The organism is Roseibium limicola, assembly GCF_017313085.1.
In the GTDB taxonomy this organism is placed as follows: Bacteria; Pseudomonadota; Alphaproteobacteria; order Rhizobiales; family Stappiaceae; genus Roseibium; species Roseibium limicola.
The window spans coordinates 233,418-250,656 of record NZ_JAFLNF010000008.1; the positions used below are offsets into that span (position 1 = coordinate 233,418).

The window sequence follows — 17,239 nt, forward strand, 5'->3', positions numbered from 1 at the left end:
TCAGAATTCCGTGAGGTCTGCACGAGCCACAGCCAATCTATGTGCGACGTGCTGAAAATTTCATCCTGACGGCAGCGCAAAGCGGCGATATGGTCGCCCCCAAACGAGTAATTTCAATGAGGTAGAGATGAGCACGCTTCCACGTCGCTTCTGGCACGAAATGACCACCCTGGACTTTCACGCACCCGATGTCGCCGATTGGATCGCGGTGCTGCCTGTCGCCGCCATTGAGCAGCACGGCCCGCATTTGCCGGTCTACACAGACACCGCCATCGCCAACGGCCAGGTCAACCGGGTTATGGAGTTGCTGCCGGACGATCTCCCAGTGACCTTCCTGCCAACCCAGGCGATCGGCAAGTCGAACGAACACATTTCCTCCCCCGGCACCCTGACATTGTCGTGGGATACGGTGACACGCGCCTGGCTGGAAATCGGCGAAAGCGTTGCCCGCGCCGGCATCAAGAAGCTGGTTCTGATCAACTCCCACGGCGGCAACGTGCCGATCATCGACATCGTCGCCCGCGAGCTCCGCGTCAAACATGATATGCTTGTAACTTCAACTGCTTGGGCGCGATTTGGCCAACCTGAAGGGGTGTTTCCGGAAGAAGAATTCACCTATGGAATTCATGGTGGAGACGTCGAAACCTCGATCATGCTGCACCTCCATCCGGAGCTTGTCCGCATGGAAAATGCCGAGGATTTCACCTCGGCGCAGCAGGAATTCATCAAGGAGTTCAAGTATCTGCGTGGACACGGCGCGCAACAGTTCGGCTGGAAAGCGCAGGATCTCGGCAAAAAGGGCGCGCTTGGCAACGCCGCAAATGCCAGTGCAGAAAAGGGCAAGAAATCCCTCGACCAGGCGGCCACCGGTTTCGTCGACCTTTTAAAAGATATCCACGCCTTCGATCTCAATCGTCTTTGGGTCCCCGAAGACTAAAACCGCAGAAAACCACCACGGGATCCTCATCTCGTGGTGGATCAAAAAAATTCTCGGCCGCAGTTACTCCCGCTTTCGAGCACTTGCCGGTCAGATGGTTTGAGCCGCATTGATCGACGACACGAACCGCCGGGTACGGTCCCGTGCCGGATTGCGGAAGATGGTGTCGGCGTCTCCTGTCTCGACAACCTCTCCCGCTTCCAGAAAGACAACCCGACCGGCAATTTGTGAAGCCAGCCTGAGATCATGGGTCGCCATCACCATCGTGGTTCCTTCCTGCGCAAGTTTGCCAAGAACATCAACCACTTCGGCAGCAAGCTCGGGATCGAGCGCGGACGTCGGCTCGTCGCAGAGCAGCACACCCGGCGACGGCGCCAGCGCCCGCGCGATCGCAACGCGTTGCTGCTGGCCGCCGGAAAGATTCGCTGGCCACGCGTCCTTCTTGTGGTCCATGCCAACCTTCGACAGCAGCTCCATCGCGCGACTCAAGGCCTTCTCGCGCGGCCATTTCTGAACGACGAGCAGCCCCTCCATCACATTCTCGATCACCGTAAGGTGCGGGAAAAGCTGGAAGTTCTGGAAGACCATCCCGGTTTGTTGGCGGATCTTCTGAACTGCCGCACGGGGAACGCGTCTCCCAGCTTCGACCGTTATTTCATCCTCACCGATCCGAACTGTCCCGGCTGTCGGCATTTCGAGCAGATTGATGCAGCGCAACAAAGTGCTCTTGCCACCCCCGGAGGGCCCGACAAGAGCAGTCACGCTGCCTTCGGGAAACTGCAGCGATATGTTCTTCAGGATAAGCGCGTCGCCAAATCGCTTCTCAATATGGAACAGGTCAATCATCGGCTGGCCTCCAACATACCGCCGTAGCGCGCAAACCGCGTTTCCAACCGCTCCTGAAGCCAGGCCAGAACCGAACTCATCGCAAGATAAATCAACGCTGCTTCGAAGTAGAGGATCAGCGGTTCATAGGTCGTGGCAACGATGCGCTGCGCCGACTGGAACAGCTCAGGCACCGTGATCGCCGCTGCAAGCGACGTGTCCTTGACCAGAGAAATGAAGGTGTTTGACAACGGAGGCACCGCAACCCGCCCGGCTTGCGGAATGATGGTGCGCAACATTGCCTGTCGCCAGCTCATGCCAATGGAGAACGCGGCTTCCCATTGCCCCTTGGAAACCGAGGAAATCGCCGCACGAATGATTTCCGAGGAATAGGCTCCCACATTCAGCGTGAAGCCGATCAGAGCCGCCGGAAACGCGTCCAACAGGATCCCCACGCTTGGCAAGCCATAGAAGATCACGAAAAGCTGCACCAGCAGCGGAGTGCCCCGGAACACCCAGACGTAGAAGCGGGCGATCAGGACCAGCGGCAAGCTTCCGAACAGCCGTGTCACCGCGGTTATCAAGCCCAGCGTAAGCCCCAATGCAAAAGAAAGCAGCGTCAGTGGTACCGTGAATTTAAGCCCGGCCCACAGCAGGGTCGGCAAGGACTCTGCCATCAGTTGCAGCCAATGAGGCATGAGAATGTTCCCCTACAATTACGCCACACCCGCGCCGCCGACGCCCCTCCGAGAAGAGGGCGGACGGTCGGCGCAGGCGTGGCAGACAGCTCGCACCGTCTTAGTTGGATACGTCCTGACCGAAGTACTTCTGCGAAATCTCCAGATAAGTGCCATCCGCCTTGATCTCGGCAAGCGCCTTATTGAGCGCCTCGACCAACTCCGGGTCGCCTTTGCGCACCAGAATTCCAGAGAAATCGGCATCGGCCTTTTCGGCGACCACTTTCACCGGTGCATCCGGCTTTTGTTTCTTGAAGTCGAGATAAGACAAGCTGTCGTTGATGGTGGCGTCAGCCCTCCGGGTCAAAACCAGCTGAATGGACTGATCGAACCCTGCCGTCCCGATCAGTTCAGCCCCGTTGCTTTCCGCAAGCCGACCGAAGTTGCTCGTCAGGGATTGAGCGGATTTCTTGCCCGCCAAATCCTCAAAACCCTTGATATCCTCGTTGGTTTCGCGAACGATCAAGACGGCCTTTGAGGCAATATACGGCTCCGAGAAATTGTATTTCTGTTGGCGCGCCTCGGTGATGCCAACCTGGTTGATCACCGCATCATAGCGCTTTGCGTCAAGCCCGGCGATCAGGCCATCCCATTTCCCTTCAACAAACGCAGCCTGCAAGCCGAGCTTGTCTGAAACAGCCCTACCGATCTCAACGTCGAACCCAACCAGATCGCCCTCGGCGTCATGGTAGGTAAAGGGCGCGTAAGTACCTTCCGTTCCTATGGTGAGGACGCCAGAAGCCTTAATAGCATCCAGGTTCTCTCCTGCTATCGCCGGAGAGAACGTTGCGATCTGTAGCGCCACGGCGGCGGCAAGTCCTTTGAGCCAGCTCATTTCAATTCCTTCCGGCTATTATGTAAAGTTGGCCCTGTAATGTCAGCAAGTGGCCTCGAATGCAGGACAGAAACAAACAAAAACCAAGCCTGCGAGAGAATAATTTTCCCGCTCCTCGATGAAACCCAAAACGAAGAGCATTGGCACGCCAGCGTGCGTCCTTTTAAAGACCGACCACGAAGTCGAGTGGCATAATGCGTCAACGGCCGGACCAACGGACTGACCGGGTCCTACTGCCCTGGCAAAAGACAGGGACGAAGCGGGAAACCTTGCGCGTGTCCATGCCCCCACCCGCAAGGGTCAACGTTGCAACAAGTCTCCCCGCCTTAATGCCTGTCGGGAATGAAGCCTAGAACGATTGCTTAAACGCGTTGCCCGGATCCGACGCATCGGGGTCGGCTTCAATTGGCACCGCCACAGTCGTCCCATCGGGAAACTGAACCGTCATTTGGAAAATTTGCGGAACGACCTGTTCCAGACCGCCGGGGCGCAGGCGAGCGAAGATCTTGGCCTGCGCCCCTTCATTGTAAAGCGCCTGGTCAAACACCAGGTCCACGCCAACAAGCTCGACCAGCTGCCCCAATACCGTGCGGATCGTACTGCGTTTGCGAACCTGCACCGTCTGCAGAGGTTCATCCACACTGTTGCGAAACGCCCTCAGAATGAAGTCCTGCACGGAAGCGTCATTCAAAATGCCATTGTGCTGGGCAAAGCTGGTCGGGAAAGACAACATCGATCTTCTATTGCTGGCCGCGCAGCTCCACTTGCTGATGGGCGGAACGCAGCTCGCACTCATCGCGCTGTAGACCGGACCGGTTGAACAGATCAACCGACACAGCAAATTGGCTATCACGACAATTTGCTGCTGGTGATCATGTCCAAGCCGAGACAAGACTGCGACCCCCAGGTGTCCTCCCACTCGCAACGACACGATGCCCTGAATGGGCTTCCATGCGTTATTCTTCCAAGGTCACTGCCGCTTAAAGCGTCTGCCGCCGACCAATATCAGGCAATTGACGGAAGCGTCTCTTCCGGACGCCGATCCGAACGCAAGAAGCAAAGCCCCAACGCGGCAAGAAGACCTCCTGCAACAGGAATGATCGAGTAGTCAAAACCATACTTGATCAGAGCACCACCGACGGCGGCGCCAATCGCATTCCCAAGGTTGAATGCGCCTATGTTGACCGATGACGCCAAGCCTGGAGCATCTGCTGCAGCCTTCATCACCCTGATCTGGACAGGGGGAACGATTGCGAAGGCAGCAGCCCCCCAAGCAAGCAGGGCAAGCGCGGCACCCGTCTGACTGCCCAACGCCAAAGGCATCGCAAGGCTGATTGTTGCCAGTGCAGTGAAGAAAATGGCAGTCGCCCCCTTCAACGACCAATCTGCCAGGCGTCCACCCAACCAATTGCCGAGGGTGAACCCGACACCGATCAATACCAGTGCAAATGTCACGAACCGGTCATCGGCACCTGACTGGCTCACCAGTAGCGGGGTTACATAGGTGTAGAGCGTAAACATAGCGCTTGCCCCAAGAACCGTGGTCAGAAGAGCAAGTCTCACCTGAGGTAGAACCAGAACTTTCAGCTCGCGGCGGACATCCGGCCGTTGACCGCCAGCCACCCGCGGCAGTACCGCCCAAAGCGCAAAGATCGTGACCACGCCAAGTAGTGCAGTGCCGGCAAAAGATTGACGCCAGCCGAACTCCTGGCCGATCCAAGTTGCCATTGGGACCCCACCTATGTTGGCGAGCGTTAGCCCCATAAACATCGTGGCGACAGCACTGGCACGCTTTTCAGCAGGAACAACACTGGAGGCAACGATCGCTCCGAGCCCGAAAAAGGCTCCGTGGTTCATGCTGGTGACCACTCTGGATAACAGCAAAGTCCAATAGTCGGGAGCAAGCGCCGACATGACGTTTCCCAGAGTGAAAATCCCCATGAGCGCCATCAGAGCAGTTCGTTTGCCGAAGCGTGCAAAAAGCAGCGTCATGACAGGCGCCCCCGCCATGACCCCGATTGCATAAGCACTGACCAAAAGTCCCGCCGATGGAATGGATACATCCACCCCCTTTGCGATTACCGGCAGCATCCCCATGGGTGAGAACTCGGTTGTTCCAATACTGAACGCTCCTGTCGCGAGGACCAGCAAAGGCCAATTGAAAGCAGACTTTCCAATCATCAGTTTCACCTTTCTATCCTCACGCGGTCCAATCGGGAGTCAGTCCGTCCGGATTGACAAGCCGTCCATCCGGACGCGCAAATGTTGCAATCTCGGCCATGTCCAGCTCGCTCAAAGTGAAATCAAAAATATTGAAGTTCTCCGCGACACGCTCAGGTCTTGCCGTCTTGGACAAGGCGATCCAGCCGTTCTGGATCAACCAGCGAAGGCCAACCTGCGCTGCCGATTTTCCATACTTCTGACCAATTTTTTTCAGCCGTACATCGCGTGCAACTGCGCCGTCGGCCATGCTGTAATAAGCGGTCAACGCCATGCCCGTTTCAGTGGCCAAAGCGTGCATTGCAGATTGATCGAGATAGGGGTGCTTCTCGATCTGATTGGTCACAATCGGCGCATCACTCGTGTCAATCGCTTCCCGTAGTTGGTGATTGTTGTAGTTACTGACCCCAATAAAGCGAGCGCGCCCTGACGCCTGAACCGCATTGAGCCAAGCAATTTGCTCGGCGACCGGCACACTGTTTCCAGGCCAATGAGCCAATAGCAAATCCACACGATCTGTCTTCAGGTTTTCCAGGCTTTCATCGACAGAAGCGAGGAAGCGTTCGGCGCTGTAATTCTCAACCCAGACCTTGGTCGTCAGAAACAGGTCAGATCGCTGCATGCCAGAATCTGCCAGAACTCGGCCAAGTGCCGCCTCATTGCCATAAATCTGCGCGGTGTCGAAATGGCGGAATCCTGCTTCCAGTGCCACTGGAACGACAGTCTCTATCTCATCGCCAGACATGCGAAAGACCCCAAAGCCGAGCGCTGGAATTTCCGCGCCACCAGCGTTTACAAAACGCATTTTAGTTCTCCAGTTGGGCCGCCGTGGCAGCCATGTTTTGAGAGCGCCCAGCGAGAAGCGGACGCCTGAAGGTTGGTCTTCCAAGAAGAGGCAATCACGATGTCTGGAGTGATATCCGGTCTCTGGGCACTTGATAATCCGGTCTGGTCGCACTTTACTTATGAATCTATTTCACAGGTGAGGCGCTATGGATAATCGAACTGGAGAAATGCAGGTATTCATTCGAGTGGTCGAAAGCGGCAGCTTTTCAGAGACAGCACGTCAGATGATGATGACCCCATCCACCGTGTCAAAGTTGATCGGTCGGATCGAAGAGCGATTGGGCGTCCGCTTGCTGGAGCGCTCCACGCGCCGCCTGTCCCTCACCACTGAAGGCCGACACTATTATGAGAGAAGCCGAACGCTGCTAGGTCAGCTCGAAGAAATTGAGCGAGAAGTATCTTTGGGTGCCGCGAAAGTGCGCGGCACGGTTCGGGTCAGTGCCTCGGTCGGTTTTGGCATGGTAGCGGTCGAACCGCTGCTGCCAGCCTTTTGGCGCGAGTATCCTCACGTCGTAATCGACCTGTCTCTTTCCGATGAGATCGTTGATCTCTATCTGGACCGGACAGATGTCGTCTTCCGCGTGGGCACCCTTGCCAGCTCCAACCTGACATCTCGCAAGTTGGGAACCGCCCAGCGCAAGATCGTCGCCTCTCCGGACTATCTCGAACGCTTTGGCAAGCCGGAGCGCATTCAGGACCTCGCCAACCATCAATGTCTGGGTCTCAATTTTCGACGCTCGGTACCCGTCTGGCCATTGAAAGAAGGTGGCCGTGTGCTGGATCGCAATATCTCTGGCCCATTGATTGCCAACAATGGCGAGAGCCTACGCCGCATGGCACTGGCGGGGATGGGGTTGGCGCGCATGGGTGAATTTCACGTCCGTGACGATCTGCGCACGGGTGCGCTTGTCGAGATCATGGACGAAGCGGTTGAAGGCGACAGCGAAGACGTACACGCGCTGTTTCTCGGTGGCAGCCTTGTGCCGCATCGCGTGCGCGTCTTTCTTGACTTCATGGCACCACGGCTGAAGGCATTCCTCGACGCGGGCACGCGCGCCTAACACTTGAAATCGGATCAGACCAAGCGAATACGGCAAGCAACAGTGCCGCCGGCGCCAAAATCGCCGCGTATCTGATCACTGTTTTCGAGAGGTCTCACCCCCGTGCATGTCCCCGTCAGGATGTATTCTCCGGCCCTCAAGTCGCGGCTTCGCAAAGGATGATTTGCCAGCCACATAAGCGCATCAGATGGATGGTCCCAGACGAGTTGCTTCGCTGTCCCGGCCGCCTCGATCTTGTCGTTGACGGCAAGCTTAACCGGGACGCTTGTCAGGTGCGCAATGCTCGGTGCGGAGAGTTCCTCGCCAATCACAACGGCACCATTGACGCCGAGGTCAGCAATCGCCCCCATGCCGAGGCCGGCAACGCCCCCCTCCACTCGGCAGGCAACTATTTCCAGCGATGGATGAACGCTGCCTACAGCGGCCCGAATATCGTCAGGTGAATAGTCGGATCGCCCAGCCACCAGGTCACCCTTCAACCGAAAGGCGAATTCGACCTCGGCCAACGGCTTGTGGATTTCGGCAATCGCGACATCAGTGTCGTTGTTAAAAACCGATGTAGAGAGCACAGGTGAAAAGAAGGGCGCATCGAGACCAATTGTCTTCAGGGCGGGTGCTGCGGTACCGCCGATCTTCCATGCTCCAACCCGACCACCGACACTTTTGAGGATTTCATCCTGAACCTCATAAGCTACGGTGGGCGCAACAACGCGAGCAAGGTCGGAGCGGGCGATGATACGCCCGGTCTTGCGCGCATGAGATAGCTTCTCAGCTTCGATTGTTCTGGCCACGCCGGTGTCCTTAAAAAGTAAGATAGTCAGCTGACAATGCGGGTCATTTCCTGCATTTCCGGATCCAGTTCCAAGCCAAGGCCGGGTGCTTCTGGAGCTTTGAGGAACATGCCTTCCTCCGTAGCGACTTCCTGGATTGAAGGCCCGGTAAAGAGCCGTGTCTGAATACCCAGGAGTTCATTGTCCGGCATGAAGTACTCGACCCATTTCACATTCGGAAGACCAGCCGCCATGTGCAGGTGGACCATTTGCAGGTTCCACGGAGAAATTGGCACGCCTTTGGCCGTGGCGTATCCATGGATCAAAAGCCAGTCGGTAATGCCACCGGTCAGCGCAGCATTCGGCTGAATCATGTCAATCGACGCTTCATCAATCAGGGTCCGGAACTCCGGCAGGCCGGTGTTCTGCTCACCACCAACAATGTACGTGTTGCCAGCGTTTGCCTTGACCCGCCGATAACCTGAAAAGTCCTCAGGAGCGACCGGTTCTTCCAGCCAATAGACATCGTAGGGCTCCCAAGCCTTGAGTTGCTGGATCGCCGTGTCGACATCCCATGTGCCGTTGACATCGACCATAAGCTTCACGTCGCTGCCGATAGCCTCTCGAACGGCCTGGACGCGGGCAGTCGCCTCAGCAAGCGAGACATGTGACAATGATCCGCGGATTTTCAGAGCCTTGTGGCCGCTTGCAACATACTCACTTGCTCGTTTCGCCAGGTCGTCCGGGGACAGATGATGCGCGCAATTGGCGTACGTCGGGATAAGCTTTCTGTCGCCGCCAAACAGGGCAGAAACAGGGGCATTCACCAGTTTGGCCTTAATGTCCCAGACCGCAAAATCGATCCCAGACATGCAAAGACGCACGAAGCCTTCGCCACCTCGACGCGGGATGGCGCGGAACATTTTTTCCCAGATCACCAGATGCCGACGCGGATCCTCTCCAATAACGACGGGCGCCAGGATATTGCGAACAAGGTTGAGGAAAATCTCACCCATGCCCTTTGGTGCGCTGGTGAAACCAATGCCCGTGAGCCCCTCGTCGGTGCTGACGGTCAACACGAGGATTTCGCCGATATATGTGCCTTCAATATCGCCACCATAACGAGCAACATCAATGCCAATGATCTTCATGTGGAGGCCTTCTTTGCTTAAGGAATGAACTTTGTTTCGTCTGCGGATCAGGCGGTAAGCACTTGCTCCGGGATTCGGTAGATTCGTTGGGCATTGCCGTAAAACAGAGCGCTGCGCTCCGCTTCGCTGAAATCTCGCGTGATTTCGTCAAAGCCCTGAAAGATGGTGTCGTAGTCGGTGACAAGACCATCGACTGGGAAGTTGGATGCGAACATGGCCCGGTCAGTTCCGAAGGCATCGAGTGCCTCCAGCACGACCCAGCGATTGGCGTCGACTGTCCACTTCTCGCCCGGGATGCCAATCCCTGAAATCTTGATCCGCGCATTCGGGGCAAGAGCAAACTGCCTGAGAGCTTCACGCCAAGCCGAAAGCCCACGCTCACTGCGATCGGCCGGTAAACCTGTGTGGTTGAGAATGACAACCGTTTCGCCAAAGGTGTCCGCGAGGTCGCGTGCCTCCTCCAGGTGCCACCAAGGCACCTGGAGATCAAAGCTGAGACCATTGCGCGCCAGTTGCGCATATCCTTGACGCCATTTGGAATCACTCATCGAGCCTGGCGCACCCACCAGAACATCCTGCGGGCGTGCAGCTGCAGCAGGCTTGTCGCGAATACCGACGATCATCGGATCCCTGCCGTACTCCTCCAGCAAGCTATCGACGCCGTCTTGATGCAGCTTCGCCGCACCAACGATTACCGAGGGCAAGCCATCCGTTTCGGCGACCGACCTTATCCAGGAAATCTCTCCGCGCGGATCGGTGGGGTCCCAGCCCGTTTCGACAAAGACGCTCCCACAGATCGCCACGGATGCAGCGTCACGTCGATAGTCACTGACAAGGTAGTTGCGTCTTAAGGCGGCGTAGTCGCCATAGCGGAATTCGCTCAAAGGTGCTGCGTCGCAGAGCCAAGGCAGATAGTTCCTCTCGATGTCCCACACGTGCATATGCGCATCGACAACCTTCAGTTTGCCAGTCATTCTCGCCGATCCCTACTATGCGGTTTTTTGACGACGCACCCTCAGCGCCTGAACCGTTCTGATCAAAGGGAAGAGCCAGATGATCAACGTCAGAATGCCAAGGCCTGCAGAAATCGGTCGGCTGAAGAAGGCAAATAAATCGCCGTCCGCCTTGAGCATGGACGTAATGAAATTGCTTTCCAACACCTCACCGAGCAGCAAGCCAAGGATACAAGGCGCAACCGGGATGCCGTTTTCTTCCATCAGAAAGCCCAGAATGCCGAAGCACAGCATCACGCCGATATCGAAGGTGTTGTTGTTGCCCGCGAATGCACCTGTCACACAGAACGCCAGAATGACCGGCATCAGGAGGCGACGCGGGATGATCAGAATGCGCTTGCTGACCGCGATTGCGCCCCACCCCAAAACCACCAACAAGATGTTGGCGACAATGAAGATCAAGAAGACCGCGTAGATATTTTCCGGATTGATCAGAAAAAGCGTTGGCCCCGGGTTCATTCCATGCACGAAGAGCACACCGATGACGATTGCCGTGATGGAATCGCCCGGCACGCCAAACACGAGAGCCGGTACCCAGGCACTGCCCAAAGCTGCGTTGTTTGCAGAAGTGCTCTCGATAATTCCTTCGACATGACCCGTGCCGTATTTTTCCTTCTGCTTGGAAAAGCGGCGGCTGATACTGTAGGCCATCCAGGCAGCAATATCGGCACCGGCCCCCGGAAGGGCGCCTACCACAACCCCCAAAATGTTGCCGCGGATCTGGTTGCGCCAGTAGGTCTTCAGCATCTTGCCCCAGGCGCGAAATGGATTTCCAACGCTTGTCTGCGGGACGCTGTGCGGATTGTTGCTTGGCTTAAGCGCGTACCGCAGAATTTCAGCTACGGCGAACAGACCGATCAGCGCTGCGATGAAGTTCACCCCTCCGAGCAATTCGATACTGCCGAAGTTGAAACGCGGTGTTCCGATGGGATTTTCCATGCCAATCGTCGACGCCGAGAGACCAATCAGCAAACTCGCAAGCCCTTTGAGTGGATCGCCGGCAGAGACGAATGCAGCGCTGGTCAACCCGAGCAGCGCCAACCAGAAGTATTCAAAGGAAGAGAATTTCAGAGCCACCTCTGCCAGGGATGGTGCCGCCAGCATCAGAACAGCGGTGCCGAACAGACCACCGACTGCGGAGAACAACAAGCTTGCTCCCAGCGCCTTCTCAGCCTCTCCCCTGAGGGTCATCTTGTAGCCCTCATCCGCGTAGGCAGCCGAGGCCGGGGTTCCGGGAATTCGCAACAGGAAGGCCGGTATATCCCCGGCGAAAATCGCCATCGCGGAACAGCTCACCATCGCGCCCACGGCAGCGATGGGATCTAGGTGAAAGGTGATTGGAACTAGAACAGCAACCGCGAGTGTGGCTGTCAGGCCTGGAATGGCACCGACGAATAAGCCAAACACGGCCGCCAACGTGATTGCGAGTAAGACTTCCCACCGCGCAACGAGGTCAAACGCCAAGGCGAGAGTAGACATTGGCTAAGCCTTTCAGGTTTTAAAACGGCAGGAAGGTGGCTGTAGGGAGAGGCACTGAAAGCACATTGATGAAGGCATATTTGATCGCGATTGTGCACAGCGCCGCGACCGGCAAGATGATGATCAACCTGCAGCGAAAAACGGCCATCAGAAGTACCAGGACCGGAAAAATGGTCAGGGAATAGCCGAACGTCGGCATCGCAACGATTGCGTAGATCGGTGAAGCAATGACAGCAGCTCCGCGCACCCAATCAAGCCGAACCCTCCGCACCAGCGGTTTCAAAGTGCCTTGATTGGCACTGTTGCGAACGATCAAGCCTATTCCCGTCAAGATTGCGAAGATGGAAAGCAGAATAGGGAATACATCTGGCCCATAATTTCCCGGCGCCCCGCCGGGTAATCTCGTGGCCATGAACCCCATGATCAAAGCGGCGATGACAAAGACGAGCCCAAGGGTTCGGTCCGTTACACGCATAGCTTCCTCCCAGAAGATTTTTATTGCCCGCATCGTCGCTCCTGCAGGAGATCGGGACGGAGCCTTTTAAAACGGGATTGGCGGAACCCTCTGAAGGATCCCGCCATAGTTGTTACTGCTTAGCCAAGCCGATGGCTTTGAGAACAACACCCATGCTTGCGTCTTCTTCACCCAGGAATTCGCCGAATTCCGCACTTCCCATGTAGCGGAGCCCAAAGCCGCGCTTCTGCATGAAGTCGGCGTATTCCGGGTCCTTGTAGATTTTCTCCATCGCAGCAGAGAGCTTTTCTACGATCGCCTCGTCCACGCCCTTCGGCACCACCATTCCGCGCCAAACGCCTTGGCTCCACGGCACGCCTATCGCCTGTTCAACTGTAGGAACATCCGGAAAGTTCTCTGCCCGTTGATTGGACATGATTGCGAGGGTCTTGAGCTTGCCAGCCTCCGCCAACGCGGCTGCTTCCGGCAAAGAGACTGGCGCTACGTGAGCGCCACCAGCAACGATATCGAGCAACCCTGTCGCAGCGCCTTTGCTCGGAATCCATGGCAAAGCGTCGGCGGAAATATCGAGCTCGTTCAGAAGCCCGGCCAGCGCCAGGTGCCAACTGCCACCGATGCCTGTACCAGTTCCTTTGAATTTGCCTGGGTTGGCGCGAATATCCTCGACCATCGCCCCCAGATCATTCCACGGCGAGGTCGCTGCAACATGCACGCCGGCAGGATCTTCATTCATCATTGCCAATGGCGCATAGGCTTCATGGGTCAACTCTGTGAGACCCATCCAATGCATCATATTGATTTCACTAGTGATAAGACCGAGCGTATAGCCATCTGGCTTAGCTGCTGCGATGGCAGAATGACCAACGACGCCCGATCCCCCGGTCCGATTGATGACACTGACCTTCTGACCGAGATCTCGCTCCAGAATCGTCCCGATCGTTCGCGCTGCTGCATCGGTTCCACCGCCTGCGCTCCAAGGCACGATAATGGTGATGGTTTGCTCAGGGTATTCCGCAAATGCCGTACCCGTCATGGTCGCTGCAGCGATGGCTGCAGCGCTCAAAAGTTTTACAATTCCCATGTTTTCCCTCCCATTGGAAATGCTGGAGCCAACTCCTCCGGCTCCAGCACTCACTGTCAGTTCAACTGCAGAATGTTTGCTTTGATTGACGGCTCGATTTTACGCTCGAGCTTCTTTGTATGTCGCAAGATGGTGATTTCCATCGAACCTGTTCCCACCTCCATCTCCAGGATATGGCCTCCGACGGCATCATAGTCGCCGCCGGTATTGGCTGCGTGAGCATGAATGGAAGGCTTGCCATTCTGCCAAGCAATGCTGCCATTCAGGCTCGCCATCTCCATGTCTTTATAAGTTTTCGGCACAAAGACCTTGTCGTCAAAATCGTAGAATCCGAAAGTTGCCGAGCCGGAAAAGCCAATGCCGAAGAACGTGGCCGAAGGTATGTCTTCCTTTTCTGCCAAAGCCGACAGAGCAGCGATGACATTGTCTTTATGCGTCAGAACCATCAGGTAGCCGGTCGGCGTTTCGATGTACTTGGAAGTAATATCTTCCACGGGAGGTCTCCTCTTCGTCTGGTTCGCACATTCGTGCGCCGGACACCTAATCCCTCCGACTTCATTGAAACGCTTCCTGACCAGGCTGAAACGCTGAGCTTCCAGCAGTCAGTATGAGCCGTTTCAGTGCAAGCCCCTGCAGGGTCGTGATGAGCAAGCGACGAATGTGATGTGGCTGCCCAAGGAGTAGCCAAGCCAGACGGGGTCTCAAAGCACACTCATGGAAAAGGCGGTTGTCCAATATGTGCGTGTTGCCCGGAGCCTGAATTGAGCAAGTGTTGTCTGGAGTAAAATGCCGCCGCCTCCGATGGAGCGGGCAAGTCATCCATCTCCCGTCAAAGTTCGTCGTCTTTGTGTGAGCGAATTTTTTTGCGGGATCTTTCTTCCGCCATGAGGCGCACCCCAGCGAAAGACACAGACAATTGGCCGATTTAATCAACTACCTCACTTCAATCCGCTTTGGCTTTGGTTCCGCCGGCGATCTTTCGTCAGAGCTTGAAGCGCAAGGTATCCGCTGCCCACTGTTCGTTACTGACAAGGGAATTGTCGCAGCCGGCCTTCTGAAACGGACTGTCGCGACAAACGGCATCACATCGCCAATCGTTTTTGATGAGACGCCTCCCAATCCCACAGATACGGCGGCAGCCGCAGCACTTAGGGTTTACCGCGACCGAAATTGCGATGGCATCGTTGCGCTCGGCGGTGGGTCACCAATTGATCTGGCAAAAGCCGTCGCGCTGATGGTCCACCATCACGAGCCACTTGTGCGTTACGCAGTCATCGAAGGAGGACTGGCGCGCATTGTTCACGAATTTCCACCGTTGATTGCCATACCGACAACTGCCGGAACAGGGAGCGAAGTCGGCCGCGGTGCGATCATTTCATTCAAGGACGGTCGCAAGCTCGGGTTGATCTCGCCGAAAATGATCCCGACCGTCGCGATCTGTGATCCGGAGCTGACGCTTGGCCTGCCTCCATTGCAAACCGCTGCCACTGGGATGGACGCTTTGACGCATTGTATCGAGACCTATCTGAGCCCCAGGTTCAATCCAACGGCTGAAGCGATCGCCCTCGACGGCTTGCGACGGGCCGCGCATAACATCGAAATTGCCTTTAGGGACGGCACCAACAGGCAGGCCAGACAGGAGATGATGATCGCCGCGTTGCATGGCGGCATGACCTTCCAGAAGGGGTTGGGTTCGGTGCACGCGCTGTCGCATCCGCTTGGCGGCTTGAAAAGTGTAAGCCTGCATCACGGCACGTTAAATGCAGTCTTGCTGCCAATCGTCCTTCGCCTTTGCGAAGGAGCTGCGCCTGAGAAATCCGCTGTTTTGCGCGAGGTCTTAGGCGTGGCACCAGGTGCCTCCCTGGCCAACTACGTCTCCGACCTAAACAAAAAACTCGAGCTGCCATCGACGCTTGGGGAGCTGGGGGTCTCGCTCGATGTGGTCCCCGCTATCGCCGAGGCCGCCATGCTAGACCATTCACACGCTTCTAACGTCCGACCAATGAGCCTTCATGAGTACCGGGCAATCCTGACAGAAGCCATCACCGGGAAGCCGGTTTTTTGAAAGGGGCCGCTGTTTCAGGGTCTCCACCGAGGTCCTGTATCTCCGGCGGTGATCCATCGGGAAAGGCAACGCTGTAATAGTTCGCGCCCAGAAACGGTTTTTCCTGACCCAGATGCTCCACGAGAAAGTCGACGAAGGCGCGAACACGCGTGGATATATAGCGATGATTGAAGAAGAGAGCATATACGCCCTGAGTGTCGCCCGGATGGTATTTCTCAAGGACAGGCACCAATTGCCCTGCCGCGACAGCTTCACCGACCTGAAACCAGGCAAGGCGGGCAAGCCCTACGCCAAGCAACGCGAGGTTCCTGATCGTTTCGCCGTTATTTGCACGATAGCGCCCACCAGCAACCGTATTGGTCAACTTACCGTCGACAAGCATCGGCCATTCATTCAGATGCTCGCCGAGATTGAACTGCAAGCATTCATGATTGGTCAGATCCGCCGGGGTTTGCGGCACTCCATGGACGGCAAGATAGGCCGGACTGGCAACAATCACCCTTCGACTCTCCGCAATCTTGCGGGCCTTCAGAGACGAGTCTTTCAGCGTGCCGAGGCGCACGGCGACGTCCACACGCTTGTCGATAATATCAGTCAGACCGTCTTCCAAGTTCACATCGATATCGACCTGCGGGTAGCAGCGGTCAAATTCCGGAACAAGAGGCAGGACCCGACGAACACCGATCGGCACACTGCAGGAGATGCGCAAAAGGCCCATTGGCTGATATCGGCTTTCCAGAATCTTCTGTTTCGCGACTTCTATTTCAGCGGCCACCCGGTCCGCCGTTTCGAGGAAGATTTCCCCCTCATAGGTGAGAGCAAGACGCTTCGTGGACCGGTCAAACATCGGCACGCGCAACTCGTCCTCGATCTTGGTGACGATCTTGCTGACCGCCGAAGGCGTCATATTCAACTCTCGCGCAGCAGCAGAAAAAGATCCCGCCTTCGCAACCTCGGAAAATACCCGCATCCGATCAGCTCTATCCACAGTACTTCCAGCTCCAATACCACCCAACTTCGGGTTCAATTTCCTGACGTCATTCACTCTTCTTCAAACCAGAGGGCTAAACTCCCATGCCAAACTATATCGACCTGACTGTCCCTATCCAACCGCACTTCAGATGGGGTATGGAGCGCGGACTCACGAGCGACTATGCAAAGGGCGACAGCTTCCAGACGACCTGGATCAAGCTTATCGTACACGGCTACACTCACATCGATTCCCCGCGTCACATGGTTCAGGATGGAAAGACTTCGAGCGAGGTTCCGCTTTCGACCACCATCGGCGAAGCTTCAGTGATCGACCTTTCCGACATTGAACCGAACCAGGAAATAACCGCCAACATGCTGCAGGCACGTGGCGACCACGTACAAAAAGGCGATATCGTGTTGCTGAAGACCTGCTGGGATCTGAAGCGAGACCTCAACTCCGAAGCATTTTGGACAGATGCCCCTTACCTGTCCCGCGGCGCCTGCGAATGGCTGCTTTCAACCGGCCTGAAAGCCTTTGCGCCCGACTTCCCGCAAGACTATCCGATCCGCAAATTACTCCATGGTGAAGTCGCTCCGATTGAGGAATTCGTTTCTCATGACGTGCTGCTCCGCAATGGGGTTATCCTTATCGAGTATGTCGGGAATTTCGACGCCTTGAAGTCCCCCCGCACCTTTATCTATGCATTGCCGATCCGCATTCCGGAATCTGACGGCTGCCCGGCTCGGGTGATCGCTGTCGAATAAGCCGACC

At 56.3% G+C, this 17,239-nt stretch carries 18 protein-coding genes; 4 read left to right on the forward strand and 14 right to left on the reverse strand.

The genetic code is table 11. The features are described from left to right. Positions 1–127: 127 nt before the first annotated feature. Entirely contained in the window at positions 128–937 is an 810-nt protein-coding gene (locus J0X15_RS17525; RefSeq protein WP_206943531.1) for a creatininase family protein, read from the forward strand. Between the two features lie 90 nt (positions 938–1,027). Here J0X15_RS17525 and J0X15_RS17530 read toward each other — a convergent pair whose 3' ends face one another. The 6 genes from J0X15_RS17530 to J0X15_RS17555 all read right to left on the reverse strand — a co-directional run bounded on the left by J0X15_RS17530 (position 1,028) and on the right by J0X15_RS17555 (position 6,359). Continuing rightward, complete coding sequence (locus tag J0X15_RS17530) at positions 1,028–1,783, reverse strand: amino acid ABC transporter ATP-binding protein (protein ID WP_206943532.1); 756 nt, start codon at positions 1,781–1,783, stop codon at positions 1,028–1,030. Next, positions 1,780–2,460, reverse strand: coding sequence for an amino acid ABC transporter permease (locus J0X15_RS17535; RefSeq protein ID WP_206943534.1), 681 nt, complete (start codon positions 2,458–2,460; stop codon positions 1,780–1,782). The genes J0X15_RS17530 and J0X15_RS17535 overlap by 4 nt, the downstream gene beginning before the upstream one ends. A gap of 100 nt (positions 2,461–2,560) precedes the next feature. Then, complete coding sequence (locus J0X15_RS17540; RefSeq protein WP_206943536.1) at positions 2,561–3,334, reverse strand: amino acid ABC transporter substrate-binding protein; 774 nt, start codon at positions 3,332–3,334, stop codon at positions 2,561–2,563. A gap of 349 nt (positions 3,335–3,683) precedes the next feature. Further along, entirely contained in the window at positions 3,684–4,067 is a 384-nt protein-coding gene (locus J0X15_RS17545) for a hypothetical protein (protein ID WP_206943537.1), read from the reverse strand. Positions 4,068–4,339: 272 nt separating this feature from the next. Then, positions 4,340–5,515 carry an MFS transporter gene (locus J0X15_RS17550; protein WP_206943666.1) on the reverse strand — a complete coding sequence of 392 codons (1,176 nt, stop codon included), beginning with the start codon at positions 5,513–5,515 and terminating at the stop codon, positions 4,340–4,342. Positions 5,516–5,534: 19 nt separating this feature from the next. Then, positions 5,535–6,359: an aldo/keto reductase gene (locus J0X15_RS17555; RefSeq protein ID WP_206943539.1), complete on the reverse strand. Its 825-nt coding sequence runs from the start codon at positions 6,357–6,359 to the stop codon at positions 5,535–5,537. 187 nt (positions 6,360–6,546) lie between these two features. On the opposite strand from J0X15_RS17555, the gene J0X15_RS17560 reads away from it, so the two are divergent. Continuing rightward, a complete protein-coding gene (locus J0X15_RS17560) occupies positions 6,547–7,461 on the forward strand; it encodes a LysR family transcriptional regulator (protein ID WP_206943542.1) in 915 nt (304 codons plus the stop codon). A gap of 14 nt (positions 7,462–7,475) precedes the next feature. Here J0X15_RS17560 and J0X15_RS17565 read toward each other — a convergent pair whose 3' ends face one another. The 7 genes from J0X15_RS17565 to J0X15_RS17595 all read right to left on the reverse strand — a co-directional run bounded on the left by J0X15_RS17565 (position 7,476) and on the right by J0X15_RS17595 (position 13,924). After that, positions 7,476–8,252 carry a 2-keto-4-pentenoate hydratase gene (locus J0X15_RS17565; RefSeq protein ID WP_206943553.1) on the reverse strand — a complete coding sequence of 259 codons (777 nt, stop codon included), beginning with the start codon at positions 8,250–8,252 and terminating at the stop codon, positions 7,476–7,478. 26 nt (positions 8,253–8,278) lie between these two features. Beyond that, the gene (locus J0X15_RS17570) at positions 8,279–9,382 is read right to left on the reverse strand and encodes a mandelate racemase/muconate lactonizing enzyme family protein (protein WP_206943555.1); all 1,104 of its coding nucleotides are present in this window, start codon (positions 9,380–9,382) and stop codon (positions 8,279–8,281) included. A 47-nt stretch (positions 9,383–9,429) separates the two neighbouring features. Continuing rightward, positions 9,430–10,356, reverse strand: coding sequence for an amidohydrolase family protein (locus J0X15_RS17575; RefSeq protein ID WP_209015428.1), 927 nt, complete (start codon positions 10,354–10,356; stop codon positions 9,430–9,432). A gap of 15 nt (positions 10,357–10,371) precedes the next feature. Further along, positions 10,372–11,874 (reverse strand): tripartite tricarboxylate transporter permease, encoded by a 1,503-nt coding sequence (locus J0X15_RS17580; RefSeq protein ID WP_206943557.1) that lies wholly within the window; start codon positions 11,872–11,874, stop codon positions 10,372–10,374. A gap of 19 nt (positions 11,875–11,893) precedes the next feature. After that, entirely contained in the window at positions 11,894–12,382 is a 489-nt protein-coding gene (locus tag J0X15_RS17585; RefSeq protein WP_206943559.1) for a tripartite tricarboxylate transporter TctB family protein, read from the reverse strand. 79 nt (positions 12,383–12,461) lie between these two features. Then, complete coding sequence (locus J0X15_RS17590) at positions 12,462–13,430, reverse strand: tripartite tricarboxylate transporter substrate binding protein (RefSeq protein ID WP_206943561.1); 969 nt, start codon at positions 13,428–13,430, stop codon at positions 12,462–12,464. A gap of 56 nt (positions 13,431–13,486) precedes the next feature. Next, complete coding sequence (locus J0X15_RS17595; protein WP_206943571.1) at positions 13,487–13,924, reverse strand: PPC domain-containing DNA-binding protein; 438 nt, start codon at positions 13,922–13,924, stop codon at positions 13,487–13,489. 422 nt (positions 13,925–14,346) lie between these two features. Here J0X15_RS17595 and J0X15_RS17600 point away from each other — a divergent pair, with 422 nt between their 5' ends. Next, positions 14,347–15,495 (forward strand): iron-containing alcohol dehydrogenase, encoded by a 1,149-nt coding sequence (locus J0X15_RS17600; RefSeq protein WP_206943573.1) that lies wholly within the window; start codon positions 14,347–14,349, stop codon positions 15,493–15,495. On the opposite strand, the gene J0X15_RS17605 is transcribed toward J0X15_RS17600, so the two are convergent. Then, on the reverse strand, positions 15,473–16,465 hold the full coding sequence (locus J0X15_RS17605) for a LysR family transcriptional regulator (RefSeq protein WP_206943575.1): 993 nt from the start codon (positions 16,463–16,465) through the stop codon (positions 15,473–15,475). The genes J0X15_RS17600 and J0X15_RS17605 overlap by 23 nt on opposite strands. 104 nt (positions 16,466–16,569) lie before the next feature. Here J0X15_RS17605 and J0X15_RS17610 point away from each other — a divergent pair, with 104 nt between their 5' ends. Further along, a complete protein-coding gene (locus J0X15_RS17610) occupies positions 16,570–17,232 on the forward strand; it encodes a cyclase family protein (RefSeq protein ID WP_206943577.1) in 663 nt (220 codons plus the stop codon). Positions 17,233–17,239: the final 7 nt, after the last annotated feature.

Coding starts and splice junctions, on each gene's coding strand:
- J0X15_RS17545 (WP_206943537.1), bottom strand. CDS start 4,067: ATGTTGTCTTTCCCGACCAGCTTTGCCCAGCACAATGGCATTTTGAAT.
- J0X15_RS17525 (WP_206943531.1), top strand. CDS start 128: ATGAGCACGCTTCCACGTCGCTTCTGGCACGAAATGACCACCCTGGAC.
- J0X15_RS17570 (WP_206943555.1), bottom strand. CDS start 9,382: ATGAAGATCATTGGCATTGATGTTGCTCGTTATGGTGGCGATATTGAA.
- J0X15_RS17540 (WP_206943536.1), bottom strand. CDS start 3,334: ATGAGCTGGCTCAAAGGACTTGCCGCCGCCGTGGCGCTACAGATCGCA.
- J0X15_RS17560 (WP_206943542.1), top strand. CDS start 6,547: ATGGATAATCGAACTGGAGAAATGCAGGTATTCATTCGAGTGGTCGAA.
- J0X15_RS17555 (WP_206943539.1), bottom strand. CDS start 6,359: ATGCGTTTTGTAAACGCTGGTGGCGCGGAAATTCCAGCGCTCGGCTTT.
- J0X15_RS17610 (WP_206943577.1), top strand. CDS start 16,570: ATGCCAAACTATATCGACCTGACTGTCCCTATCCAACCGCACTTCAGA.
- J0X15_RS17590 (WP_206943561.1), bottom strand. CDS start 13,430: ATGGGAATTGTAAAACTTTTGAGCGCTGCAGCCATCGCTGCAGCGACC.
- J0X15_RS17605 (WP_206943575.1), bottom strand. CDS start 16,465: ATGCGGGTATTTTCCGAGGTTGCGAAGGCGGGATCTTTTTCTGCTGCT.
- J0X15_RS17530 (WP_206943532.1), bottom strand. CDS start 1,783: ATGATTGACCTGTTCCATATTGAGAAGCGATTTGGCGACGCGCTTATC.
- J0X15_RS17575 (WP_209015428.1), bottom strand. CDS start 10,356: ATGACTGGCAAACTGAAGGTTGTCGATGCGCATATGCACGTGTGGGAC.
- J0X15_RS17535 (WP_206943534.1), bottom strand. CDS start 2,460: ATGCCTCATTGGCTGCAACTGATGGCAGAGTCCTTGCCGACCCTGCTG.
- J0X15_RS17580 (WP_206943557.1), bottom strand. CDS start 11,874: ATGTCTACTCTCGCCTTGGCGTTTGACCTCGTTGCGCGGTGGGAAGTC.
- J0X15_RS17550 (WP_206943666.1), bottom strand. CDS start 5,515: ATGATTGGAAAGTCTGCTTTCAATTGGCCTTTGCTGGTCCTCGCGACA.
- J0X15_RS17585 (WP_206943559.1), bottom strand. CDS start 12,382: ATGCGGGCAATAAAAATCTTCTGGGAGGAAGCTATGCGTGTAACGGAC.